The following is a 24,264-nucleotide window of genomic DNA, read 5'->3' on the forward strand; positions in this document are numbered from 1 at the left end:
ACCCCGCAATCACGAGGAAGGGCCTTCGCAGGATCATGGCCCTGAGCCGGGCCTTCGCAGGATCATGGTCCTCCCGAGGGGGCACCCTCGATCCGTGCGTTCGGCGCATTGAACGCCGTTCAGCTCACGTCACGCGGCCAGGTGCAAGGCACCCAGGTCAGCCTGCCGCGGGCGCTTCCCTTGCACAGGGAGCCTGCGGTCCTTCGGCCTCGGGCGCGTCGGCATTCTCGCGCCGCGTCTTTCGCGCCGCCGCCTCCGCGCGCAGCCGCTCCAGCACCGTGCGCAGCGGCGCCAGGAGCGAGTCCCCCTCCGCACGCCGCGCCAGATCATGCCGCCCGGCGCGGTTCGCGACGTAGCTCCGCAGCCGGCTCATCACGTCGATCCACGCCTCTTCTGCGTCGCGGCCGAGTCCCACGTGGACGCGCTTGTCCTGCCGGACGCCGGCCAGATCACGCTGCGAAGCCTCGCTCTCGGTGAGCGCCGCTTCGAGCCGGTCCAGCCAGGCCATCGGGAATTCGATGCTCGTGAGGATGCCGGCATTCACGGGGCGCCGCAGCGCTTCGAGCATGCCGCGACAGAACGCATTCTGCACTGGAATGCGCTCGTCCACGTGCGCGAGCCCCTTCGGACACGCCGCCGAATGCACCGCACGGGCGCCGACCACGTGCGCACCGCCGCGGCGATTGGCTTCCACCGAAAGGTAGCGCTCGATGTGCCTGTACCAGGTATCGACCTCGATATCGGCCAGCTCCGCGCGCCCCAGGAGCGCCTGGTGCTCCGTCCCGGCTGCGGCCTTGCCATCGACGTGACCCGCCAGCTCCGCAATCAGAGAGGCAATCACCGGAATGTAGGTGTCGAGCCCCTCCTCGGCAGGGCCATTGCTCTGCCGGGCGATCAGGTTTGCGTGAATGCTGCGCGCCACCGTCAACTTCTCAGGGCGCGAGATGTTCCTCAATTGAGTCATGGGATCCTCTCACTTCGGCAGCACTGTGCTGCCAGTGGATATACGGCCGGTATGCTCCGTTCATTCATCTTTCTCAGAATTATTTTTGGGTCTCAAATCTCACGCAACTGCAAGCATGGCCCCATCCAGACATCCGGTTACGCCGCCCATTCGCGCCAGAGCGGCCTCGAAACCATCGCGTCAGCAGTCCGGACATACGCACGCATTGGCTTGCCGCCATCGCCAGGCATCAGCCCAGGTGGCCTTCAGGCCATTCCGACAGCAGCCTGGACAGATCCCCCTCGCTGGCGCATGGCCGCGCCTCCCTCTCTGGCGGGTGGCCACTGGCAGGAATCAGCCATCTACGCCATGCCGTGAACCTGGATTTCGGTCGCCCGTGGACCGTGGTTCGCAGAAGCGCCGTGGTTGAAGCGCGTGTCCCATGACGCGCCAGTCAACCAGCGCGGCGTTGAAGCATCACCGCTCCCCCCACGGCCTTCCCTTCGGCCGCGGCGCGACCCCTGGTGACGACCCCCTGGAACGGTCCCCGCTTCCTCTACTGGTCCAGCGACACCGCCTCCGAACGGTCCCCACTTCCTCTACTGGTCCAGCGACGCCTCCTCCGAACGGTCCCCGTTCCCTTTCCTGGTGAAGTAACGACGCCCCCGAACGGTCCCCGCTCCCTCTCCTGGTCAAGTAACGACGTTCCTGGGCGGTCCCCCCTTCCTCTACTGGTGCAGCTACGGCACCTCCGAACGGTCCCCGCCTCCTTTACTGATGCAGTAACGACGCCCCGGAACGGTCCCCCCCACCTTTGCTGGTCCAGACATGACCTCTCGGAGCGTTCCGACCCCTCTCCTCCCTCCCTTTCCTGGCGGGATGGGCGGCGTGTGGGTCAGGAAGGTCGGCGCCGCGCTGGCTCAGCGGCCGACGAGCGCGCCGTGCAGATCGATCGCCTGGGTCAGCGTCGCTTGCAACGACGTGCTCGCACGCAGTGCACCACCGAGCTCCGGGGCGACGCAGCTCGCGAGCACGGCGCCGATGACGACCCGACGCTCGATGGCCTTGTCGCCATCCATCAAGGTGTCGATGGTGGCGGCGAGGTCCTCGACGAGGGCGGTCACGTCCTTCCCGAGCTGGAGGGCGCGCGGTCCGACGGAGGCTCCCAGGGTGACGAGGCGCGGCAGATCGCGGCGCAGGCCCTCGGCGACGGCGGCGAAGCGTGCGTCGGTGGCGCCGTCGCCCGTGCCGAGGCGGACGTCGACGTTCGCGGAGCAGCGGACGTCACGCAGCGCGCGAACGGCGCACTGGGTCACGCACTGCGGAGAAGCATCGGGGAGAGCGAAGTCGAGCTGGCAGGACGGGCCGCTCGACGCGAGGCCACAGTCGACGGCACTGGTGATGCCTTCTTTGCCCGTGAGGCACTCGCCAGCGCAGGAGGCGACGGCGTCCTTCGGGATGCCGCAGCTCACGTCGCTCACGGAGACGGAGAGCTGCGCGGTGCCCAGCGACTTGCGGAGCGCAGCGAGGCGCGTGGCGGCGGTGACGCACGGGTGCGGTGCCCTGCTCGCCGAGGCGCCGTTCGCCGTGGCGCTGCTACCGGAAGCCGACGCCGACGCCGTGCCCAGCTCGGCGGGAGTGGCGCCGAGGTCCACGGCGAGTGCGCTGCACGTGGCGCGCGTCTCGGTGTCGAGCGCCGTCGCCGTGCGCTCCAGCTCTCCGACGAGGCGCACCATGCGCGCGAGCCGCGCTCCCATCGCCTCGTCGACGCCGAAGGCCGTGGCGAAATCGAACGGCCCGCTGGCAGCGTCGCCCCCGAAGCTCGGACAGGTGACGGACGCCGGCTTGGTCGTCGTGGCCCCTGCGGCCGTCGCCGCAGGTTTCGCCGGGGCGCTCCCTCCACATCCGAGCACCACGGCCGCGACCAGGGGTCCCAGGAGCCCCAGGACCCGAGACGCCGAGGCAGCCTGCGGGGCGAGCCAGGACGCTGGTGAGATGCGCATAACCAGGAATTAGACCTGAACGGAATTGGCTTGCAAAGATGAAATGAATCGTCGATTCATGATGGGATCGCGATGAATCGGGTTCTCTCGTCGCTGCTTGCGTTCACCGTCATGGTCACTCCTGCGCTCGGAAGGACGCAGGGGGCCGGAAGCGCCGCGCCATCGGCGGCGACGGCACCGGGTTCCAGCGCAGCCCCCCCAGGCGCGCCAGCACCAGGACCGGCATCCCCTGCCGCGGCGCCTTCAGGGGGGTCTGCGGCGCCGTCTCCAGGAAGCCCGGCGCCGTCGTCGGGGGCCGCAGCACCGGACGCAGGCCCGACGTTCCAGGGCATCGAGACGGTCGATGGCCGCAGCTTGCCGGGCCGTGTCGTCGAGCAGAAGCCGGGCTCCTACGCCATCGTCGAGCGCGAGGGCGGGCAGAAGGAGGCGGTGGACTGGAGCCGCATCGCGCGCATCGACGGCAAGCCGCCGCCGCCCGTGGCGCCCGCTGGCGCGTCGAGCTTGATCCCGGAAGGGTTCACGCCAGCGCGGGTCTCGAAGATCGCGGAGGCGGGCGAGAAGCTCACCGACGTGCTGCCCGGCCTGTTCGCGCCGAAGGATGGATCGCAGCTCATCGGGTCGGTCAAGGGGGCGCAGGACGCCCTGGAGGCGCTGGGGCTGAAGCGCGGGGCGCCGAACGGTTTCATGATCGGCTACCCGCTGGTGATGATGCCGCTCTGCTTCGACGCGAGCCGAGGCACCATCGGGCGCGTCGACGGGACCGGGTTCCTCGGCAGCCTCTGCAACTACGTCATCGTGCCCATCTCGGTCGGGTTGCTGGTCGCGGGCCCGTTCCTCTCGCTGTGGAGCGAGGAGCAGGAACTCGCCGGGCCGACCGTCCACCACATCGAGGCGTCGGTGTACGCGCTCGACTACTCGAAGAAGTCGGCGCTCACCGGCAGCTTGAACCGCGAGCCTTCCGGCGGCTTCCTCGGCAACAACCTGGGGTACGACTTCGGGTACAGCTACATCCACCCCACGGTGGGCATCGTCGGCTACGGGCACCTCACGCTCCAGCAGACGAGCATCTCGCGGACCGACTTCCTCCAGGTCTCCAGCTCGTTCTTCAAGGCCGACGCGCAGGCGGGCTTCGACGCGATCCGCTTCCTGAGCAAGGGGAAGAAGGACAGCTACTGGTCGCAGCACACCGCGTTCTTCCGCGCGGGGCCGAGCATGTTCCACAACTGGATCCTCTCGCGTGACGTGAGCGCGCCTGGCGTCGGCGCGGCGGTGGACAACCCGCTGAACAACTCGATCGGGCTGGTGACCGGCCTGGGCTACGAGCTGGCAGCGGAGCTGGACTTCCGCTTCCCGGAGGTCTTCGGCTGGTCGCTGGGCGGGGTGCACTTCAAGTTCGAGCGTGGCTCGTACCCGGCGCTCTCGTTCCCCGACCTCAACCCACGGCAGGGGGCGTTCGTGGCGCTGATCGGGTTCGACGACCTGCGGCAAGGCGACTCGTACACCTGGCAGCGGCTGAAGCTGGAGCTGGAGCTGCCCATCAACTACTCCCGAGCGGGCGGCCTGTTTTTTGGCGGGCAGCTCGTGAGCTACGAGAACAACTTCGGCAGCGGCGTGGACAACCGCGGCCTGTCGCTGGATTATCGTCTGAGGTTCGAATGAGCGCGCAAGCGTCGATGAGGCTCCGTCTCGCGATCGTCGCCGCCGCGGCGTGGGCGCCGGCATGCTCCACGGTCGACCCCCCGACCGACTGTGGCGACCCCTCGATGTCGATCGTCACCTTCCAGGGGCGCACGTCGACGGAAGAGGACCAGATCCGGTCGTGCGTCGACATCCACGCGGCGTCACGCCGCGACGCGACGACCACCTCGGCGGGCCGCGACGAGTCGTTCGCCGCGAGCCGCCCGGAGGCCATCCCCTGGACGAACCTGACCTTCGAGGAGGCCATCGGGGCGTGCGGTCGCGCCGGGAAGTTCCTCTGCGACTCGGACGAGCTGCGCGCCCTGGCGCCCTTGAGCAGCACCTCCGCGACCGGGGTGGAGTTCGACGAGACGGCCATCACCGCGCTGTCGCCCACGAGTGACGTGACGTCGCTGCCGCACCGCTTCGATCCGCTGAACCCGTACGACATGGTCATCCGGGGCGACACGGGGAAGCCGCCGTACCCGGAGAGCACGGGGTCGGTGGCGTTCTGGACCGCGTCGCCGGTGCGCGAAGACAACGAGAAGGATCCCTCGATCCCCTTGATCCTGGGGCGCTTGAGCAAGGACACGGCGATCGGCGGGGTGCTCCGGATGTCGCCCGTCCTCGACCCAGCGTTCCGCCATCCGCTGCTCGGGTTCCGGTGCTGCATCAACGCGAAGATGCGCTCGGCCTTCGAGCCCTTGCCCGCCGATCCCAGCCGCATCCGACAGGAGGAAGACGATGTTCCGATCGCCGAGCCGTGATCGGGTCTTCCGCGGGGTGGCGCTCGGCGCACTCGCGCTCGTGGCAGGTGCCATCGCCTGCTCGTCGGTCGCCGAGTGGGAAGAGGTCCCTGGGACGCTGGAGCTGTACGCGGACCCGCTGCCGCCCACACCAGGGCAGCCGCTCACGATCGGCGTGCTCGCGAAGAACGTGGGCCCGGTCGACATCCTGCAAGGCAGCGAGCGGGTGGCGACGTTCGCGAACGTCGAGCTGGAGGAGCGGCGGAGCTTTCAGATCGTGGCGGTGTCCGCCGAGCTGCCGGTGGCCACGGCGGTCGCGTACGACTACCAGAAGCTCGTCGTGCAAGCGGCGCCGTTCACGGGCGACCTGCCCGACGCGGGGCCGCCGCCGGACTCGGGGCCGTCCTTCGAGGGCGAGAACTGCCCGGGCGTGGTCGATCTGATGGCGCACCAGTGCTCGGCCGACGGCGGAGCGCCCCTCACCGTGCGGCTGTACAACGCGCGGTCGACGCCGGTCTCGGTCTACAAGCGCCCGGTCGACATCGGGAACCCGAGCCAGTGCACGCTCGACCTCGCGGCGCTGACGTCCCCGGGCGCCATCTCGCAGTTCGAGGTCATGGCAGGCACGGTGCTCCGCGTCATCGATGACGTCTCGGTCCAGGTCGTGCGCGAGGTCGCCCTCCCGGACACGGTGCTCTGCTCGCTGGAGATCGCGCCGTGAGGTGATGGCGGAGAGGGTCGGCGCGACAGCCCGGCGCCAGGATCGGTGTTACCCTCTCCCATGACCTGGCGCTTCCTGCCCGCCGTCGATCTGGAGTCCGCTTCGCTGTCGTTCACCCTCCCGGCGCGCACGCGGTTGCAGCGCGGTGGACCCGGGGGCGTGGCGAGCGTGGTCACGTCGGACAAGAGCCAGGCGACGACGATCCGGCTCACGCTGGGGCCAACGCTGTTCCGGATGGTGTTCGAGCCGCACCTGGTCATCGACCTGCCGGCACCGCTCGGCGACATGGGCCTGCAGGGCATGGACCTCGACTTCCGCACGGGGGTGATCACGCCGAACGTGTGGCAGCTCCCGGGCTTCGGCATCCCGGTGGGGAAGGAGCAAGCGCTGGAGCAGGCGCGCGCGTGGATGCGCGACCTGCTCACGGCGACGCCGCTGCGCATCGCGCCGTACGATCCCAGCGCGGATCGGGACCTGGTGCTGTCGTTCCAGCAGGTGCTGGCGAACCTGGAGTCGGGCGGCGGGGAGAGCACGGCGCTCGCGCGGGACGTGTGCCTGTCGGCGAAGCTGACGGTGCGCGAGGAACTCGCCGCGGACGTGGGGCCTGGAGGGTTCCGCGTGCCCGCAGGGGCCGTGGTCCAGCTGAAGGTGGACTTCGCTGGCAAGCCGACCGAGGTGCAGCTCGCGCCGAAGGTGCTGCAGGCCGTGGTGGAGTGCTCGTCGGTGGTGCTGCGCAAGGACGGCGCCGATCAGGCCGAGGTGGGGCGCTTCCGGCTGCGGCCGGGGGGCGCGATCACGGTGGAGCAAGTGCGCCCGCTCGGGGAAGCGGGGCAGCTCGCCGGGCTGGAGAGCCTGGTCCGCTTGATCGGCGCGCTGTCGACGCGCGGGTCGCTGGGCCTCGATCCGGCGACGATCGGGCCGGAAGCGGTGGAGCGCCTGGTGAAGGAGGAGATCGAGGCTGCGCTCGGGCCAGCGCTGCACCTGTGGGTCGAGGAGAACGCGGCGAGCGTGGCCGGCCTCGACCTCAAGTCCGTGCTGGGGATGGCGTGACGGGGTGAGCCGCGCCATGTCCTCCGTGGAGCCCTGATCCACGGCTCGGGAGCGACGCGCCCCCCTGCGCCAGGGGCGGCGGGTTCTATGTGTTGCCACGATGGGGGAGCTCGCGCTGCGCTGGTGCAGGCGGGGCATCGTCCATCGGGTCGCTTGCCCGAGGGCTCGAAGATGAGAGCGCGATGGATCGTGATGGGAACGGTGCTGGCAGGCGCGGCGCTCGTCGGGTCTGCGTGTGATGGCGACGGGAACGATGGCTCGACCAGCGGTGGGCCGAGCCGGTCGACGACCGCAGGGCCCGCCGGAGCCGGAGGGATGACGGGTGCGGGCGGGGCGGGTGGGATGGAGCCAGGCAGCGGCGGCATGGGCGGCAGCGTGGGTCACGCCGAGACGCCGTGCGGCGGCTACTGCGCGCGCCTCTCGGCGCTCCACGTGTGCCCGAATGGCGTGCATGCGTGCCGTGACACGTGCGAAGCGGCGACCCGGCTCGCTCCCTGGTGCCAGTCCGCCGCCGACGCGCTCTACCGCTGTCTCGGCAGCGCCGCCGCGGGGAGCTTTCAGTGCAGCGAGGGGACGGTGTCCACCAACGAGGGGGTGTGCGCGGCAGAGCGGGCAGCACTCGTCGCTTGCCATTACGAGGGGCCGGCGACGGGGTTGCCGGACATGACCGAGGATTGCCAGCTCCACTGTGACGCCGCCGCGTCGCTGCCGTGCGCTGACGCTGATTGCATGCAGCATTGCCTGGAGAGCACGAGCCCGCCGGCGACCTGCAATGGCGCCAGGGCCATGCTCGTCCGCTGCTTCGCGAAGGAGCCCGCCTCGACCTATGAATGCATGGGAGGGCAGCCTCCGCAGCCGAACGGAATCGCCTGCCTGGTCCCCTCGGCGATCGCGACGGCATGCAGGGGCACGGCGCACCCGAGGGTAGAGAGCCGTTGAGCGCTCTCGGCGAGAGAGGCGTGACCGGAGCGGGTCTCCGGCGCGCGCTAGACTGGGACTGTCCATCGGGGCCGCGGCCTTCGTGCACAGGAGAGCACCATGAGCATCTATGACAGCTCGATTCCCCAGATGGCCCGCACGCTCCGGCAGGCGGGCGTGTGGCTGGACAAGGCGCAGGCCTACGCCGAGCAGAAGAGGTTCGATCCGGAGGTGCTCCTCTCGTCGCGCCTCGCGCCCGATCAGTGGTCTCTGCGGCAGCAGATCCAGGCCATCTGCCTGGGCTCGCAGCGGCTCGGCTCGCTCCTCGCGGACGCGGAGACGTCGAACCCCGACATCCTGGACGAGTCGCTGCCGGAGCTGCGCGTCCGCGTCGACCGGGCCGTCGAGCAGCTCCAGCAGCTCAGGCCGGAGCAGTTCCAGGGTGCCGAGGAGCGGGTCATTCCCCTGCCCTTCTTGCCGGGCAAGGGGCTCAAAGCGACGGACTTCGTGTTCGAATTCGCGCTGCCCAACTTCTATTTCCACGCGACGACGGCGTACGCGATCCTGCGCCACAATGGCGTCGATGTGGGCAAGACCGATTTCATCGGGGATCTGAGCCTCCGCGATCTGTGAGCCCAGGCCGCTGTGAGTCCATGGAGGCGTGGGTGCGCGAGGCGAGCGCATGACGCCACGTGCCCATTCTCGTCAGAAAGCCTCACCGGAGGACGGGCGAATTCGGTTATCCTGCAGGATGGCGCCCGAAGGCGCACGCGCGGCTCTGGGGCCGCGCTGGCATGGAGGCCTTGGAGCACATGAAGAACCTGTGGGTCGTGGGGAGTCTGGCCGTTGCGGCGCTGGCCATGGTGGGCGTCGGGTGCGGTGGTGACGAGGAGACCACCTTCGATCCCACCGGCGGCCCGGGGACGAGCACGAGTCAAGGAGGCGCAGGGGGATCCGGGGGGGATGGGACGGGGGGTGACGCGGGCGCTGGCGGCGGCACGGGAGGGGCAGGCGGAGAGGGTGGGGGGACGTCTGCCTGCGTGGGCTACTGCGAGTACCTCGATTCGCTCGAGATCTGCGACTCGGAGCCAGGCTCCTGCGTGGCGTCCTGCGAAGAGCAGGAGGGGGTCGCGCCGTGGTGCGATCCGCTCGCGGATGCGTACTACGCGTGCATGATCCAGGAGCCGGCGTCGAACTTCTCGTGCGTCGAGGGCTTCGTCGAGCATGTCGGCGACGCCTGCAATGCGGAGCGTTCGGCGTCCCAGAGCTGTATGTTCCAGGGCCCGCCGGAGGGGCTGCCCGACATGACCGCCGATTGCCAGGCGCTCTGCAACGGTGCGGCGGGGCTGCCCTGCGCGCCCGACGACTGCGTGCAGTCGTGCCTCGACGGGATCACGGCGTCCGCTGGATGTCGTGGGGCGATGGCCATCCACGTGCATTGCCTGGCCAGGGAGCCGGCAGAAGCCTTCGAATGCTCTGGTGGAGCGACCCCGCAGGTGACGTCGGCGGAGTGCGCCGCGGGCCTGTCGACCTATCAGTTCTGCATCAGCAACCTGCCCTGAAGCCTCACCGATGCCGCGTCAGCACCCTGCGCTGATGCGGCGCGATCTCGGTGAGACGCGCTGACTCGACCCACCAACGCGCGACCCCCGGCGTCACTCATCCCAGACAAGGCGAGAAGTCGGCCTGCATCGCCTCAGGTGCGCCGTCGTGTGCTGCGTGCGCTGCGTGCGCGACTCTCCCGGCGGCCGCCGTCTCCTGCTACATCGCTGTCGGTCAGGGCGTCGTCGGGCGCGCCTGACGAGGGTGCGCCGACCGCTCCACCGCAGCGGTGGATGGCCAGGAGACGCCCGGAAAGCAGCGATGAACGTCTACGAGTGTTCCGTTCCGCAGATGATCACCCTCAACCGTCAGGCGCGGGTCTGGCTGGACAAGGCGCAGGCGTACGCCGAGCAGAAGAAGTTCGACCCCGAGGTGCTGCTGAGCTCCCGGCTGGCGCCCGATCAGTGGCCGCTCCGGAAGCAGATCCAGTCCATCGCGCTCTCGCCGGCGTGGTTCTTCAGCATGGTGCTCGGGACGCCGGCGCCGTCGACGGACCTCGCCGACGAGAACCTGGAGCAGCTCCGCGCGCGCCTCGACGGCGCCTTCGAGGAGCTGAAGGCGGTGAAGCCGGAGCAGCTCGCAAACATCGAGGAGCGGCTGTGTCCGATGCCGTTCCTGCCCGGCAAGGGGATGATCGGGAGCCAGCTGGTGGCCAGCTTCGCCCTGCCCAACCTGTACTTCCACGCCACGCTTGCGTACGCGATCCTCCGGCACAACGGCGTGGAGCTGGGGAAGATGGACTTCCTCGGCGCGCTGGACCTGCGCGATGTCTGAGCGTCGCCTGGGGGTGCGAGAGCCGGAGACGGCGAGGCAGCACGCTGCTGGAAGTCTGCACTCCCGCACGATGCCGGCGTCGTGATCGTGCCAGATGCTCACGGGGGCGCACCGAAACCTCGGAGCATGGCATCCAACAGGGTCCCCACCGCTTCGCATCGCCGATGCGATCGCAGCGGTGGGACCGGACGCTTCGGCCCAGCGGGCCATGTCTTTCAGGAGGCTTGATCGATGACGATGCGATGGGTGGTGAGTGGGCTTCTGGTCGGACTGGTGACGGTCGTCGGCGTCGGCTGCGGAGACGACGATGGCGACGAGAACCCGACGGGGGGCGGCGGCGGCACGACGACGACGACCAGCACCAGCGACGGAGGATCCGGGGGCACCGGAGGCTCCGGAGGCGACGGCGGGTCGAGCAGCGGGATCGACTACCCCGACACGGTCTGTGGGCGCTTCTGTGCGCACGCGGCAGAGCTCGAGGTGTGTCCCACCGCGTCGGCGACCTGCGCGGACGAGTGCGAGGCGGGGAAGACCCTCGTCCCGTGGTGCGACGAGGTGATCGACGGGTTCTTCCAGTGTGGCACCGCGGAGCCGGCGGCGAGCTTCCAGTGTCAAGGCGGCAACCCGAGCCTCGTGGACGGGGCCTGTGAAGCCGAGCAGGAGGCGAACGCCGAGTGTCTGTTCGAGGGCCCTCCTGGAGGCTTGCCCGACATGACGGCCGACTGTGAGGCCCACTGTGCGGCGGCCGCGAATCTGCCGTGCGCCTCCGCAAGCTGCGTCCAGGAGTGTCTCGACAGCACCGCCGACGCAGAGGTCTGCAACGGAGCCCGTGCGGCCCTGATCCACTGCTTCGCGCAGCAGCCGGCGGACTCCTACCAGTGCAACGCGCAGCAGCAGCCGCAACCTTCCGGGCAGGGCTGCTTCATCAACGCGCTCCTGGTCCAGGCCTGCCTCGATCAGGCCATGAACATCGCGCCGCGCTGAGCGACGCGCCCGCGCCTCCCTCCGCGCACCCTCATCTCGGAAAGCTGAACTCGAGTCTGGCTGCCTCGTCGGACGATCGAAACCACGATCGGGGCGTGGTAGCCAGCGCGTCGGCCCCAGCGGGCCACGGCTTTCAGGGAGATGAATCGATGTCGATGCGGTGGATGGTGAGCGGGTCTCTGGTCGCGGTGGTGGCGGTCGTGAGCGTCGGGTGTGGTGACGAGGGCGGCCCGAAGAACCCGGCAATGACCGGTGGCGGAACGACGACGAGCACCGGCAGCGGCGGGATGGGTGGGGGTGGTGGCGAGGGCGGCGGTGGCGTCGTCGGCCCGGGTGCGGCCTGCGAGGACTTCTGCGATCACGCGGCAGAGCTCGGCGTTTGCCCGACGGAGTCCACGACCTGCCAGGCTCAGTGCGAGGCGTTCAGGGAGGTCGCTCCCTGGTGCAGCGCCGCAACGGACGCGGTCTACGCATGCGGCGCGTCCGCGCCCGCTTCGAGCTTCGAGTGCGAGAACGGCACGCCCTCGCTGCTCGACGAAGCATGCACGACCGAGCGAGACGCCAACCTGGAGTGCCTGTTCGAGGGTCCTTCCGAGGGGCTGCCCGACATGACGGCCGACTGTGAGACGCACTGCGCGGCTGCCGCAGACCTTCCCTGTGCTGCCCCCGACTGTGTCCAGAGCTGTCTCGCCAGCATGGCGGACGCGGCGCCGTGCAACGGGATCCAGGCGGCTCTCATTCGCTGCTACGCGCAGCAGCCAGCCGACAGCTACGAGTGCACCCAGCAGACGCCTCATCCCGGTGACGCCTGCGCGGCAGCAGCGGTCCTGGCCTTCGCCTGCCAGACGCAGAACATGAACGTCGCGCCGCGCTGAGCGACGCGCCTCGCTCACCACCACGTCTGCATGACACGGGAGTCGCTCCTTGCAGGGCGTCTCTCTCGTACGCCTTCGATCCAGCGCCTGACCACGCGACAAAACGTTGCTGCTCAAGCCAGATGGGTTCACGCCATCCGGTGATGAGGGTAACGAATCGGCAAAAGCTCGCGGCCAATACCGCGATCACCCCGTGAAAGGGCAGGAATGACGATGCGATGGACACTCGGTAGCGTGCTGACCCTCGGTGGAACTCTCGGAGCACTGACGGTGATGGGGGGGCTCGGATGCGAAGGTGACGATGGCTCCACGAACCCCACAGGGTCGGGAGCCGGCACCACGACGAGCACCACGAGCGAGGGAGGACATGGAGGGTCGGGGGGGACAGGTGGCGCGGGAGAGACTGGCGGCTCCGGTGGCGAGGGCGGCTCAGAACCTCAGTTCGTTTATCCCGACACGCTGTGTGGAGAGTTCTGCGCTTACGCCTCGACCCCCGACGCTTGCGATGAGCCCGTATCGACGCACATGTGCAACGCCATGTGCGGCTGGTACGAGCGGATCGTCCCCTGGTGTGTGCCGTTCATCGACGACTACTATCAGTGTGCCCTCAGCCAGCCAGCATCCAGTATCGAATGCGATAGCAGCCCCCGGCTGGTGTCGGGGACCGCATGCGAAGAGAAGAACCACGAGCGCTCCGCCTGTCTGGATGCCGGCCCGCCGGAAGGGCTGCCCGACATGACGGCCGATTGCCAGGCCTACTGTGCGATTGGCGACGCCCTGTCGTGCTCGCCACCCGACTGCGTTCAGGCGTGCCTCGACCGGATCGAGTTCGCCTCGCGCTGTAGAGGCGCCTGGGCAGCTCTCACCCATTGCCTCGCGCAGGAGCCGGCTTCCGACTTCTCGTGTGACGAGACGTGGCCCAGGCTCACCAACATGCGCTGCAGGGTGGCCGAGGTGCTGATCCAGTTCTGTCACTCTTCCCCCTGAGGACGCTGTCTCGAGCAGCATCCTGAACGCTCGGCACCGTGCGGGACACGCCGTACGGATACGCCGTCCTCACACGAGTCGTCACGCCGCGATCCTGCTCTGCGCCCGACGCGGCGCACCACCGAGCTGAAGCACTGCATCAGATCAAGCCCATGCCTCTGCTGCTCGGTCGAGTGGCAGAGAACAACCCGCGGTCGTTGCTGACCGCATGCTTCAGGGGGGCTTGATCTATGACGACGCGATCGTTGGTGAACGGACTTTGCGTGGTGACGGTGCTGGCGTTCGGCGTGGGGTGCGGTGAGCTCAGTGGCTCCGACAACCCGAAGGGCGGCCCAGATGGCGCGTCGAGAAACACTGGCGACGACGGCGCCATCGAAGGCGTCGGAGGGAGCGATGGGACTGGCGGCGCTGGCGTGGGCGGCTTCGAGCCGGGCAGCGGCGGCGCTGGCGTCGGAGGTTCGGCCGGCACGGGGGGCGGCATCGTCTACCCCGACACGGCGTGTGGCGCGTTCTGCGCGCAGGCGGCAGCGCTCGAGGTCTGTCCGTCGGAGTCCGAGGCGTGCGTGGACCAGTGTGAAGCCAGCAAGCTCGTCGCGCCCTGGTGCGGGGAGATGTTCGACATGCACGTCCAGTGCAGCGCTCAGCAAGCGGCGGACGGCTTCACGTGTCCGCAAGGCCATCCGCTGCCATCGACCACGGTCTGCGCCGACGAGCGCGCAGCGACCGTGAGCTGTCTGTTCGAGGGACCGGCCGGCGGGATGCCCGACCTTACAGCCGACTGCCAGGCGCAATGTGACGTCACGTCGACGCTGCCTTGCGCGTCGCCGACCTGTCTTCAGGACTGCATCGACAGCGTGGCCGAGGTGGAAGCCTGCAACGGGGCCCAGGCGACCATCGTCCACTGCTTCGCCCAGCAGCCCGCAGAGAGCTGGGCGTGCGACGAGGAGAACCAACCCGCGTTCCTTGGACAGGACTGCGCGTTCCCTGTGCTCCTGCATGGGCTCTGCGTCGAGCAGAACGCGCCGTCGCCCTTGCGCTGAACGCGCTCACCGCGGGCTCACCGCGGGCTCACCGCGGGCTCATGCGGTCGAGGCGACGACGCGCACCTCGCAGACCGGATCGCCCCGCAGCGGAGAGCGCGTCTCTTCGACGGTCAGGCGAGGGCCGCTCCGGAACAGGCCGGGATAGGTGTCGGGACGGAGCGGCTCGGCGGCCATGAAGTCGACGCGCGTGAGGAGCTGCATCAAGCCGAGCGCGGTGCCCTGGAGGAAGAGCAGGCGGCGGCGCAAGGTCGCGCCGTGGCGGATGCTGTAATAGGCGCCCTCGGCGGTGATGGGGCACTGGAGCACGAGGGAGCGCCCAGGGACGATCTCCGTCGCCGAGAGGGCCCCCCAGCCGAGGGCGCGACAGAGGCCGAGGAGCTGGTCGAGGCGCTCGTGCACGTCGGCCTTCGCCGGGCCCGCGCCGTGGGTGGGTGAGGCGAGGAGGCCGCCGAGCAGGTGGAACGCGCCGACCTGGGCGGCCTCTCTCACCAGCGCCTCCAGCACGGGGCCCAGCTCGGGGGAGCGTCGCTCCACGAGGTGGAGGGCGTCGTAGGTGATCTGCGCGGCGTAGCTGACGGGAACGAGCGCGATGTAGACGCCGCAGGTGTGGATGAGACCGCGCGCGTCGGGGGTGAGCTTGTCGAGCAAGGGGGCGGCGGGAGGGGCGCTGGGGGCGCTGGGCGGGACGCTCCAGCCGTCGGCGCCCGGGGGGGAGGTCTCGGCGGCTTCGACGAGGGCGCGGGTGATGATGGCGCCGAAGCGCGGTCGCTCGGCGCGGCGGGTGAGGGTGAAGGAGCAGATCTTGTCGCCGCGGGCGGCACAGCGGAGTTCCTCGGCCTCGAAGCGCCCCCAGTCCGAAGGGTACGCGAGGCTCGCCGCGGCCGAGCAGTAGCCGGCAGCGAAGGCGTCGACCGACACGCGCGTGGGAGCGCGACCGCCGTGGCGCTGGAGGGAGCCGGTCGCGTGGTGCAGCGCGTCCGCGTGGACGGCGCCGCCCTCGGGGCCCAGCTCGAAGCGCAGGTGGCCATGGCCCAGGGAGGCGAAGAGCGCCTCGGCGGTGGCGAGCTTGTCCTTGGGGGCGGTGACGCGGCGCTCGGTGAAGTGCGGCCCGAGCAAGGCGTGGGCAGCTTCGAAGGCGGCCTGTCGTCGCAGGGCGAGGCTCTCGCCGCCGAGGGCGTCGAGGAGGGTCTGTTCGAGGAACAGGGTGTGGTGGTGGCTCAGCGCGACGACGAGCTGGTCACCGAGGCAGAGCAGCCCGCGGGGTCGCAGCTCGAGCGCGAGATCGCCGAGCGTGTTCACAGAAGTCTCCGCAACGCGGCGCGGTCGAGGCCGAGGATTTCCTCGACGGCCGTCTCCAGGCGGGGTACTGCGTCAGGACCGAGCGACTCGGGGTGCTCCAGCGCAGCAGGCGGGACGCCGGCACGCAGGGACACGCGGAGCCGCACGACATGGGGCTCCGGGGCGAGGGCGGCCGCGAGTTCGAGCAAGCGCCGGGCGCGATCCCCTTCCCCCGGGGTGGAGCCAGGGGCGCTGCGGTCCACGAGCATGGCGGGTGCATCCACCTCGCCACGAGGGAGCTCGGGCGAGAGGGTGGTGGCCAGCCGGGCGGCGAGCAGGCGCGCCATCCCGAGGGGAAGCGCCGCGTCGAAGAGAGCGGCGACGAGGTAAGCTCGGACACGCCGAAGGAGGACGATGCAGCCCTCCGCTTCGAGGGTGACCATGGGCTCGGAGGGCTCTCGGGGGGGTCGCGACGAGAGGCCACCGAGGTGGGCCCGGGCATTGGGGAGGGGGGTTGGCTGAGTCCCGGACGACCCGGCGGTAGGGGGCGATTTCCTCGGGTAATCAGCTTCTGCTGGACTCGTGATCCGCGCCCAGGGATCAGCGGCGGCGGAAGCATGAGTCCCGGACGACCCGGCCACGGACCAGGGTTTGGAGGCGCCGGTACCCGCCTTTTCGAGCGCGGGCGCGGAGCTGCTGCGGCGCAGGCGGGCGGGCAGGGTCCGGGTCGTGTTCCGGCAGGCGTGGTAGGCGTCACGCAAGCTGACGGCGAGCTCTGCCATGGGGAGCACGGTGCCCTCCCGCACGAAGGCGGCGTGGACGTGGGCGTCACCGAGATGGATGGCGAGCAAGGCTTCGAGGCCCTGGGTGCCGTAGGCGATGCCGTCGAGGGGGATGGGCGCAGGCAGGGACAGCTCGGGCGCGGCGCTGGAGGTCATACGGACCCTCCGAGGACGTCGCCGAGTGCCTGGATGCAGGCGAGCCGGATCGCCCCCGCCTGCCGTGGGCTGAGCGGCGTGGGACAGATCATGCCGATCACGTAGCCGCTGCCACGCACCTGGAAGCCGATGAGCTGGAAGAAGGGGCCTTCGCCGAGGTGCAGCTCGAAGGCGCCCGAGGGGGCCCCCGGGAGTGACTTCGCGAGCGCCGTGGCGGCCGCAGCGATCCAGCCCGAGGCGGCCAGGCGTGTCTCGTCGTGCGCGGAGCCCGTCACGGGCAAGCCCGCGGCGTCGGCGAGGAATACGTCGGTCGCATGGGCCACCCTGGCGATCCACGCGATGACCTGCTCGCAGCGCAGGAGGGGACTCTGGATGGCAGAGAGGTCCGGCAGCGGCGCCATCTGGACGGCGGCCGTCGCGACGGGAGGGACCACGGCAGCGCGGGGATCGGGTTCTTCGCGGATCGCTCCAGGCGCAGGCGGGGGCATGGCCGCGCGCGAGGCGAGGCCGCGCGTGGAGGGGAGGCCGCGGGAAGAGGGGAGATCGGGGTCGTCCCCGCGCACCGAGGGCGGCAGGGCGCTCCTCAGGCTCGGGCCGCTGCTCATCGCGGCGGTGGAGGAGGGAGGGAGATCGCTCGGGGTGCCGAGGCGGCTCACGCCCTGGAGGGACGAGGGCGGGGTGGAGGGGGCGCGCGCGTTCGCCTCGTCGATCGAGAAGGAGACGAGCGGCACGGCGCCGAAGCGGTGAGGCTCGGGCTTCGCGGCCACGTCGGCGACCAGGGCCGTCGCGGCGATGACGGCCTGGTCGAGATCAAACGAGGAGCGGGATCGGGCCATCGTCCTCCTCCGCGGTCTTCGGCTCGATGCGGTCGAGCAAGTCGGTGGCGAGCTGATCGAACAACCGGGAGAGGGGCGGTGGGCGCTTCTGCATGAGCAGGAGCGGCGCGCCCCGCAGCGAGGCTTCGAGGAAGGTCTCGTCGCGGGGGATGATGGTGTCGAGGATGATCCCGCCCGGGAACTTGGTCCACAGCGTTTCGGCCACCTCGAGGGAGGCCGGCGTCTGCCGATCGAACATCGAGAGGATGACGCCGAGCAGGGTGAGGGAGGTGTTCTTCTCGGCGCGCACGCGGTCGACGAGGGCGAGGATCTGGCCGAGGGATCGCAGCGCCAGCGGCTCCGCCTGGAGGGGGGTGAGCACGTGCGTTCCTGCTTCGAGGGCCCTCGTCGTGACGCGGCCGAGGCCCGCGGGGCAGTCGAGCACGACGACGTCGAACTCGCCACGGAGCTGGCCGAGGATGCCGCTGAGCACCGGGCCGCGGGTGAGCGCCTCCTCGAAGCCGCCGACGGTGGCGGGATCGACGCGGCCGACGAGCAGCACCTGGAGCTGGGGATCTCGGGTCCGCTGGAGGACGTCGGGGAGCGCCTCGGCGCCCGTCATCACCTCGGCGAGGCCAGGTCGTGCGCGATCGGCGAGGCCCAGAGAGAGGCCCACGCTCCCCTGGGCGTCGAGCTCCATGATGAGCGTGCGCTGGCCGGCGCGCGCAAACGCGAGCCCCAGGTTGAGAGAGATCGTCGTCTTGCCCACCCCGCCCTTCTGGCTCGCGACCACCAGGATGTGCATGGAATCAGCGCTCAGAGCAGGGAGATCCGCTTCATGAACTCACCGCAGAGATCGCTGCTGGGATTGCGCTCGCGCTCGATCTTGAGCCCATCCCGGAAGATGCGATCCGCGCTCTCCAGGTTGCCCAGCACGACGTGGCAGATCCCGAGCATCTCGTAATCGGCCGGCTCGCTCTGGACGCTCACCAGCTCGGTGAGCGGTTGAACCGCGCTGCGGTACGCCTCCAGCATCACCTCGGAGTGCTTGGGAGGGAGGCCCTTGGCGAAGACCATGAGCCGGAGCGCCTGGCGCTGGTCCTCCAGTCGGCACTCGCTGAACCACGCGCTGGTGAACACGTCTCGATAACCGGCGAAGGCATCATCGAAGTTACCAGCACGTGCCTGCCCAACGATTGTCTTGATCGCGCTGACCAGCGTCTCTTTCGCCATGGTTGCGGCACCATACACGGGCGGGGAGCGGACGGGGAGAGGCGCCCGGATCGGTGGGGGCTCCCCTGGGCCGTGAGCGATGCCGGAAACCACGCCGCGCCCGGCTGGACGTACGCCAGCGTGGCTGCATGCAGGGCCCTCCAGGATCGGGTGGCGCAGGCCTCTTCAGGGGTCGAGGCGGGCGCACCTCGGGATCGAGGAATGGTGATCCGATCGGGGGGCAGGTCGGGTACGCTCCTTCCATGCGCTGGCGGTCTCATCTGGGCCTTCTCCCCTTCGCTCTGCTCACGGCGACACCCGGCTGCTCGGGTGACGACGACGAGAAGAAGACACCGCCTCCCTCCAATCCTTGCGAGGTCCCGGCCGTCTTCGAGGCGGGCAGCGCCGAGGGGCACGCCGATCCGCTCGGCGCAAAGGCCGCGGGGCAGGCGCGGGCGGGGCGCATCCGCGATGGCGCGAGCTTCCCGCAGCCCGCTCACGGCAGGCAGCAGATCCAGACGGGGGACATCGTCCTCATCAACGACAAGATCTCGGTGGTGATCGAGGACGCCGGGATCAGCGATGGCTACGGTCGCTACGGTGGCGAGATCATCGCCATCGACAAGGTGGGTGACGACGGCCGGCCGATGGGCGTGTCGCGCTACCTGGAGACGCTCGCGGGTCTCGGCACGGAGTCGATCCTGCCGGAAGAGGTGAGCGTGCTCAACGACGGCTCGAATGGCGAGGCCGCCGTGGTGCGCGTGAGCGGGGTGCTGTCCCCCATCCCGTTCATCAAGGACTCCCTCGGCGCGATCCTCGCGAGCTACGGGCTGCGCGCGGCGCACGATTTCATCCTCGAGCCCGGCGCCGAGCGTGTGCGCGTCGTGCTGCACGTCGTCAACGATCGCGAGCAAGAGCTGAATTTCGGCGTCGACCGCGAGGGCAGCGACGAGCTGGTGGGGTTCTTCCACGCGAGCCAGTCGCAGATGATGACCCCCGAGTTCGGCTTCCAGGATCCGGACGGGGTGGTCTCCTGGGTCGGATTCGACGGCGGCCCCTTCGGGTTCGCCTGGCGCTCGCCGCGCGGGCCGATGGACTTCGCGCTCTTCATCTCGGGCTTCGCCCTCTTCCTGGGCCCTGCGTTCGTCGCGGATGCGTGCTCGGTGACGACCGTCGAGCATGGCGAGTTCATCGCCGGGGGTCCGCACTACGACGGCCTGCGAGAAGCCATCCGTCGGGTCGACGAGGAAGCGCCCTGGCGCGAGGTGCGGGGTAAGGTGACCGATGCGGACGGCCTGCCCGTGGCTGGCGCGTGGGTCCACGCCGAGAGCGCGGGGGGCGAGTACCTGTCCCGGGTCGTCGCCGATGACGAGGGCAACTACCTGCTCCACGCGCCGCCCACGGACGATGTGGTCCTCATCCCTCAGCTCCGCGGCTACCCGCCGCACGACGGGACGGTGGTGCCGCCCGGCGAGAGCGAGGCCGTGCTCAGCTTCGAGCCGCACGGGATCATCCACGTGGTCGCCACCGACGCACCGAACGGCGAGCCGCTCCCGGTCCGGGTCCAGGTGATCCCCGCGTCGTCCCTCCCCGCGACCCCCCGCACCTACGGGGTGAAAGACGAGGTCGGGGGTCGCCTGCACCAGGACTTCGCCGTCACCGGCGAGGCGCACCTGATCGTCCCGCCCGGCCAGCACCAGGTGCTCGTCACGCGAGGCTACGAGTGGGAGCTGTTCGACATGCAGGTGACGGTCGATGCCGGTCAGACGGTCGACGTGCCCGTCGCGCTGGAGCACAGCGTCGACACGAGCGGCGTGTTCTGCGCGGACTTCCACATGCACGCCTGGTTCTCGGCCGACTCGAGCGATCCGGTCGACTACAAGGTGAAGGGGGCCATCGCCGACGGGCTCGACATCCCCGTGTCGAGCGAGCACGACTGGGTCGCCGACTTCCAGCCCGTCATCGAGCGCCTCGGGCTCACCTCATGGGCGTTCGGCGTCGCTTCCCAGGAGCTGACGACGTTCAAGTTCGGCCACTTCGGCATCCTGCCGCTGGAGCCGAAGCCGGGGCAGCTCAACAACGGCGCCGTCGACTGGATCGACCTGACGCCGCAGGAGGTGTTCGACTCGGCGCACAAGCAAGCGGAGGACCCGCTGGTGATCGTCAACCACCCGAGCGGGAGCTCCTTCAGCGGGTACTTCCGCGCGTCCTCGTACGATCGCAAGAAGGGCTCCGGGTCGCCCGACCTGTGGAGCGACCACTTCGAGGCCGTCGAGGTCTTCAACGAGTCCGACTTCGAGGACAACCGGAACGAGTCGGTCGCCGACTGGTTCTCGCTCCTCAACCACGGGCACAAGTTCTGGGCGACGGGCGCCTCGGACTCGCACGAGCAGCGCACCAACCCGAGCGGCTACCCGCGCACGTGCCTGCTCTTCGGGCACGACGACATCACCGCGCTCACGCCGAAGGCAGTCCGCGACGTGATGGCCGCGGGAGCCGCGACGGTGAGCGGTGGGCTGTTCATGACCGTCGCGGGGCCTGGCGGCGAGACGCCAGGCGAGATGGTGACCACGACGAACGGGAAGGCGACGTTCACGGTCACCGTGCAGGCCCCGAGCTGGGTCGGCGCAGACACGCTGGAGACCATCGTGAACGGCGAGACGATCTCCGTCGAGCCGCTGATGCCCATCGGCAACGGGCAGCCCGGGAAGCGGTTCATGACGCAGGTCGAGGTCAGCCGAGACGCGTCGCGCGACGTGAACTGGGTGGTGTTCCACGCGAAGGGTGACGCCGACCTCGCGCCGCTGCGCCCGGGGCGCCGGCCGTTCGCGGTCTCCAACCCCGTGTTCCTCCGGTGAGCGCGGTCCCGCAGTGACGAAGAAGAGCTGCCCCGCAGGGACGAACCATCCTGCGGGGGAGCGCTGCGCTGCAGGGATGCGTCACCCGGCAGCAGGAACGGTCAGGGCACTTTCCCGGGGAGGGGCTGCATCGCCAGGCGCGTGGTGCCCTGACAGGTGACGTTGACCGTCTGGCCCTTCGTCAACCACTCGGGGTACTTGTTCTTCCCAGGTTGCGCGAGGCGCACGAACCAGGTCCCACAGCGCACCTGGAGAGGGCCGTTCGCTTCGCCGAGGTAGCGGCCGCTGATGTAGACGCTCGCCTCCACGGGGAACGAGATGGTGAGGTAACCCGCGCCTGCGGGGAGCGTGGCGGCGTCGGGCTCCGGCGCCGCGGTGGGACGGGTCGAGACCTCCGGCACAGGCGGCGGAGGAAGGGGAACGGCCGTGGGCAAGGCCGACGTGGTGGCAGCGGCGCTGGTGCCCGGGGTGGCGCTGCCGTCCTGGGGTTGCGGTGCGCGGTAAGCGACGACGATCCACACCACGGCCACGAGGGTGGCGGTCGCGGCCGAGACGATGACCGTGCCGAAGAGCGACCGCGAGGAAGGAACGAGCGAGCGAGACTCCGTCACCTCGGTGGCCACGTTGGAAGGTGTGCCCGACGTGGGCACGCCAGAGGGGGCAGCCCCGAAGACGGGGGTTCCGCTCGGCAGCGTCGGTGGCGGACCGAAGTGGATCTGGCCTCCTGGCGCCGGGGTCATGCCGGACAGACCCGCGCTCACCTGGGATGGCGCGGGCGTCATCCCCGAGACCTGGGTGGCGATCACGACAGGAGGTGCGGGCAGCGGCGGCGGTGCGCCGAACTGGATGTGGGAGGGCGACTCGGCGGCGCCACCAGGCTTCGCCTGCGCTGGAGGTGACACCGCGGCCGACGCGGCGTCGCCGGCGGGCTCCTCGACGGCCTCGAGATCGTCGGGCGAGATCTCCGTCGCCCCGTCCTCGGTGCTCTCCGCTGGCAGCCGCGCAGCGCCCGGCACCTTGACGAAGAAGTTTTCCTTGGCCTTCACCGGGATGGTCGGCCGCCGCGCGTCCTCGCCCCCCGCGTCTTCGAGCTCGATCGTCGCATGCACCGACTGGATGCAGCGCACCAGCTCGCCCTTGCCCAGCTCGGGGCGGAGGACCCGGATCAGCGTCTTCTCGATGATCGAGCAGTCCGTCTTCCGGTCCTCCGGCTTGGGCGAGAGCGCAGCCTCGATCATCGCCATCACGGGCTGCGGCACGTCCGGTCGGAGCGTGGAGATCTGCGCTGGTCGCGAGCCGTCCACGGGCGGCCGACGCCCGGCGAGCATCGCCCAGAGCAAGAGGCCCACGGCGTAGATGTCGGCCTTGGTGGTGGCCCGCTCGCCGCGCGACTGCTCGGGCGCCATGTACCCAGGAGTCCCCTTCACCGTGCCGACCACGGTGTCGGGCGTGCGGCCGAGGATCTTGCCGAGCCCGAAGCCCGTCACCCTCACCTGCCCATCCCACCCGATGACGATGTTGCCCGGGTGGATGTTGCGGTGGATGACCGGCGCGGGCTCCCCCTCCTGATCGGTCTGCGTGTGCGCGTGCGCCAGCGCGCCCGAGACCTGCTGCATGATGTAGTAGATCGACGCGTCGCCGAGCTTCAGCCGGCGGCTCACGAGGTGCCTCAGGAACCTGTCGAGGTGCACCCCCTCCACGTGCTCGAGCACGAGGACCAGCTTCTCCTCGTGCTCGAAGAAGTCGTACATCCGCACGATGGCCGGATGGTTGAGCCGCGAGCAGATCCACGCCTCTCGGGCCAGCTCCTCGGCGAAGCGGGAGTCCCCTTCCGCCGTGTTCGGCACCAGCTTCAGCTCACAGTTGCGCTGAAAGCCCATGGGCCCGTCGAGGCGGGCGAGGTACACACTGGTCGATCCCGTTCCGCTCAAGCGCTTGAGGACCTTGTAGGTCCCAAGGGTCTCGGGAACGGGCTCCGCGGGGAACATCAGGCGTGATCCTACCGCACCGACGTTCCCTCACCCAAACTCGCGGCCTCTCTCCCTGGATCGCCCGTCATGAGATTGCCCCCCTCGCCGGGACTCGCGTAGGCTGAGGGGGCATGCGGCAGCGGGATTTCCGGCTTTCCCTGGCGGCGATCCTGGCAGGGACGACCGCCTGCTCGGCGTCGGCGCCACCCTCGGGACAACCGGCTCACACCGTCACGGTCGCGCTGCCAGAACCCGGAACCGACGAAGGAGCGGCCCCAGGGGAGGCTACGCCAACAGCGCACCAGACCATCCAGAGCCTCGGCCCCCTCTACATCGGGCAGGCCGTGGAGGAGGTCAGAAGCCTGCTCGGCCGCGAGGCCTCCCTCGTCCAGCACGACGAAGAGCGCGATCGGTGGCGTAGCAGTGGATACGACCCGGAGCGCGAGCTGGTCTTCGCCCTGGGGTTCGATGAGGTGCTCGTCTACGAGAACCCCGCCCCCGGGCTACCCCCCATCTGGAAGGTGTATGTGCACGAGGGGCAGGTCCGGATGCTCAAGGCCTCCGTCCTGCTGCACGCGATGACGGGCCTGGAGACGATCGGGTTTCCCCCGTCATGCTTTCTGACCCGCCCCGGTCACGGCGTCATCCAGACCTTCGGGCAACCCGATGTCCTCGTGCGCGACCACGGCGAACGACAGCAGACGTTCCATTATCTGGGACGTGGACTCAGCGTGATCGTGGACAAGGGGAGCATCCAGGTCTTCGACATCTTCGGCGCGCTGCCCGTCGCGAAGCGAGAGCAGGTGCGCCGGCAGATCACGCCGGCGCAGCCGTAGAAGAACCTGAGGGCGTGGGCCCGAGAGGGCCCTG

General features: G+C 69.8%; 22 protein-coding genes. 14 read left to right on the top strand and 8 right to left on the bottom strand.

What is annotated here, in order from left to right; all coding sequences use genetic code 11:
• Nucleotides 1–157: 157 nt before the first annotated feature.
• Together CMC5_RS39355 and CMC5_RS39360 are read right to left on the bottom strand one after the other, a co-directional pair.
• On the bottom strand, nucleotides 158–964 hold the full coding sequence (locus CMC5_RS39355) for a hypothetical protein (protein ID WP_156339208.1): 807 nt from the start codon (nucleotides 962–964) through the stop codon (nucleotides 158–160).
• Nucleotides 965–1,863: 899 nt separating this feature from the next.
• Nucleotides 1,864–2,946 carry a hypothetical protein gene (locus CMC5_RS39360; RefSeq protein ID WP_050435222.1) on the bottom strand — a complete coding sequence of 361 codons (1,083 nt, stop codon included), beginning with the start codon at nucleotides 2,944–2,946 and terminating at the stop codon, nucleotides 1,864–1,866.
• A 72-nt stretch (nucleotides 2,947–3,018) separates the two neighbouring features.
• On the opposite strand from CMC5_RS39360, the gene CMC5_RS39370 reads away from it, so the two are divergent.
• From CMC5_RS39370 to CMC5_RS39425, 12 genes are all read left to right on the top strand, one after another.
• Nucleotides 3,019–4,605 carry a hypothetical protein gene (locus CMC5_RS39370; protein ID WP_156339209.1) on the top strand — a complete coding sequence of 529 codons (1,587 nt, stop codon included), beginning with the start codon at nucleotides 3,019–3,021 and terminating at the stop codon, nucleotides 4,603–4,605.
• Nucleotides 4,606–4,619: 14 nt separating this feature from the next.
• On the top strand, nucleotides 4,620–5,390 hold the full coding sequence (locus CMC5_RS39375; RefSeq protein WP_156339210.1) for a hypothetical protein: 771 nt from the start codon (nucleotides 4,620–4,622) through the stop codon (nucleotides 5,388–5,390).
• Nucleotides 5,368–6,090: a hypothetical protein gene (locus CMC5_RS39380; RefSeq protein ID WP_050435226.1), complete on the top strand. Its 723-nt coding sequence runs from the start codon at nucleotides 5,368–5,370 to the stop codon at nucleotides 6,088–6,090. The genes CMC5_RS39375 and CMC5_RS39380 overlap by 23 nt, the downstream gene beginning before the upstream one ends.
• Before the next feature lie 60 nt (nucleotides 6,091–6,150).
• Nucleotides 6,151–7,140, top strand: coding sequence for a hypothetical protein (locus tag CMC5_RS39385; protein ID WP_050435227.1), 990 nt, complete (start codon nucleotides 6,151–6,153; stop codon nucleotides 7,138–7,140).
• Nucleotides 7,141–7,311: 171 nt separating this feature from the next.
• Nucleotides 7,312–8,079 carry a hypothetical protein gene (locus tag CMC5_RS39390; RefSeq protein ID WP_156339211.1) on the top strand — a complete coding sequence of 256 codons (768 nt, stop codon included), beginning with the start codon at nucleotides 7,312–7,314 and terminating at the stop codon, nucleotides 8,077–8,079.
• A gap of 99 nt (nucleotides 8,080–8,178) precedes the next feature.
• Nucleotides 8,179–8,691: a DUF1993 domain-containing protein gene (locus tag CMC5_RS39395; RefSeq protein WP_050435229.1), complete on the top strand. Its 513-nt coding sequence runs from the start codon at nucleotides 8,179–8,181 to the stop codon at nucleotides 8,689–8,691.
• 179 nt (nucleotides 8,692–8,870) lie between these two features.
• On the top strand, nucleotides 8,871–9,620 hold the full coding sequence (locus CMC5_RS39400; protein ID WP_156339212.1) for a hypothetical protein: 750 nt from the start codon (nucleotides 8,871–8,873) through the stop codon (nucleotides 9,618–9,620).
• A gap of 301 nt (nucleotides 9,621–9,921) precedes the next feature.
• The gene (locus CMC5_RS39405) at nucleotides 9,922–10,434 is read left to right on the top strand and encodes a DUF1993 domain-containing protein (RefSeq protein WP_050435231.1); all 513 of its coding nucleotides are present in this window, start codon (nucleotides 9,922–9,924) and stop codon (nucleotides 10,432–10,434) included.
• 231 nt (nucleotides 10,435–10,665) lie between these two features.
• Nucleotides 10,666–11,418, top strand: coding sequence for a hypothetical protein (locus CMC5_RS39410; RefSeq protein WP_050435232.1), 753 nt, complete (start codon nucleotides 10,666–10,668; stop codon nucleotides 11,416–11,418).
• A 164-nt stretch (nucleotides 11,419–11,582) separates the two neighbouring features.
• A complete protein-coding gene (locus CMC5_RS39415) occupies nucleotides 11,583–12,293 on the top strand; it encodes a hypothetical protein (protein WP_050435233.1) in 711 nt (236 codons plus the stop codon).
• Between the two features lie 537 nt (nucleotides 12,294–12,830).
• Nucleotides 12,831–13,280, top strand: coding sequence for a hypothetical protein (locus tag CMC5_RS46325; protein WP_218920199.1), 450 nt, complete (start codon nucleotides 12,831–12,833; stop codon nucleotides 13,278–13,280).
• A 245-nt stretch (nucleotides 13,281–13,525) separates the two neighbouring features.
• A complete protein-coding gene (locus CMC5_RS39425; protein ID WP_156339214.1) occupies nucleotides 13,526–14,320 on the top strand; it encodes a hypothetical protein in 795 nt (264 codons plus the stop codon).
• A 39-nt stretch (nucleotides 14,321–14,359) separates the two neighbouring features.
• On the opposite strand, the gene CMC5_RS39430 is transcribed toward CMC5_RS39425, so the two are convergent.
• The 5 genes from CMC5_RS39430 to CMC5_RS39450 are packed head-to-tail and all read right to left on the bottom strand — an operon-like array spanning nucleotide 14,360 to nucleotide 18,587.
• A complete protein-coding gene (locus tag CMC5_RS39430) occupies nucleotides 14,360–15,622 on the bottom strand; it encodes a hypothetical protein (protein ID WP_050435236.1) in 1,263 nt (420 codons plus the stop codon).
• Nucleotides 15,619–16,539 carry a hypothetical protein gene (locus CMC5_RS39435; protein WP_050435237.1) on the bottom strand — a complete coding sequence of 307 codons (921 nt, stop codon included), beginning with the start codon at nucleotides 16,537–16,539 and terminating at the stop codon, nucleotides 15,619–15,621. Before CMC5_RS39435 ends, CMC5_RS39430 begins: the two co-directional genes overlap by 4 nt.
• Nucleotides 16,536–17,375 (bottom strand): hypothetical protein, encoded by an 840-nt coding sequence (locus CMC5_RS39440; RefSeq protein ID WP_050435238.1) that lies wholly within the window; start codon nucleotides 17,373–17,375, stop codon nucleotides 16,536–16,538. The genes CMC5_RS39435 and CMC5_RS39440 overlap by 4 nt, the downstream gene beginning before the upstream one ends.
• Complete coding sequence (locus CMC5_RS39445; protein WP_050435239.1) at nucleotides 17,350–18,159, bottom strand: ParA family protein; 810 nt, start codon at nucleotides 18,157–18,159, stop codon at nucleotides 17,350–17,352. Before CMC5_RS39445 ends, CMC5_RS39440 begins: the two co-directional genes overlap by 26 nt.
• 11 nt (nucleotides 18,160–18,170) lie before the next feature.
• A complete protein-coding gene (locus CMC5_RS39450; RefSeq protein WP_050436393.1) occupies nucleotides 18,171–18,587 on the bottom strand; it encodes a hypothetical protein in 417 nt (138 codons plus the stop codon).
• Nucleotides 18,588–18,829: 242 nt separating this feature from the next.
• Between CMC5_RS39450 and CMC5_RS39455 the strand changes: the two genes are divergently transcribed.
• A complete protein-coding gene (locus CMC5_RS39455) occupies nucleotides 18,830–21,424 on the top strand; it encodes a CehA/McbA family metallohydrolase (RefSeq protein ID WP_050435240.1) in 2,595 nt (864 codons plus the stop codon).
• Nucleotides 21,425–21,525: 101 nt separating this feature from the next.
• On the opposite strand, the gene CMC5_RS39460 is transcribed toward CMC5_RS39455, so the two are convergent.
• Entirely contained in the window at nucleotides 21,526–23,412 is a 1,887-nt protein-coding gene (locus CMC5_RS39460; RefSeq protein ID WP_050435241.1) for a serine/threonine-protein kinase, read from the bottom strand.
• A 113-nt stretch (nucleotides 23,413–23,525) separates the two neighbouring features.
• Here CMC5_RS39460 and CMC5_RS39465 point away from each other — a divergent pair, with 113 nt between their 5' ends.
• Complete coding sequence (locus CMC5_RS39465) at nucleotides 23,526–24,230, top strand: hypothetical protein (protein ID WP_050435242.1); 705 nt, start codon at nucleotides 23,526–23,528, stop codon at nucleotides 24,228–24,230.
• The last annotated feature ends 34 nt before the right edge of the window (nucleotides 24,231–24,264 follow it).

It is taken from the genome of Chondromyces crocatus, from assembly GCF_001189295.1.
Classification (GTDB): domain Bacteria; phylum Myxococcota_A; class Polyangia; order Polyangiales; family Polyangiaceae; genus Chondromyces; species Chondromyces crocatus.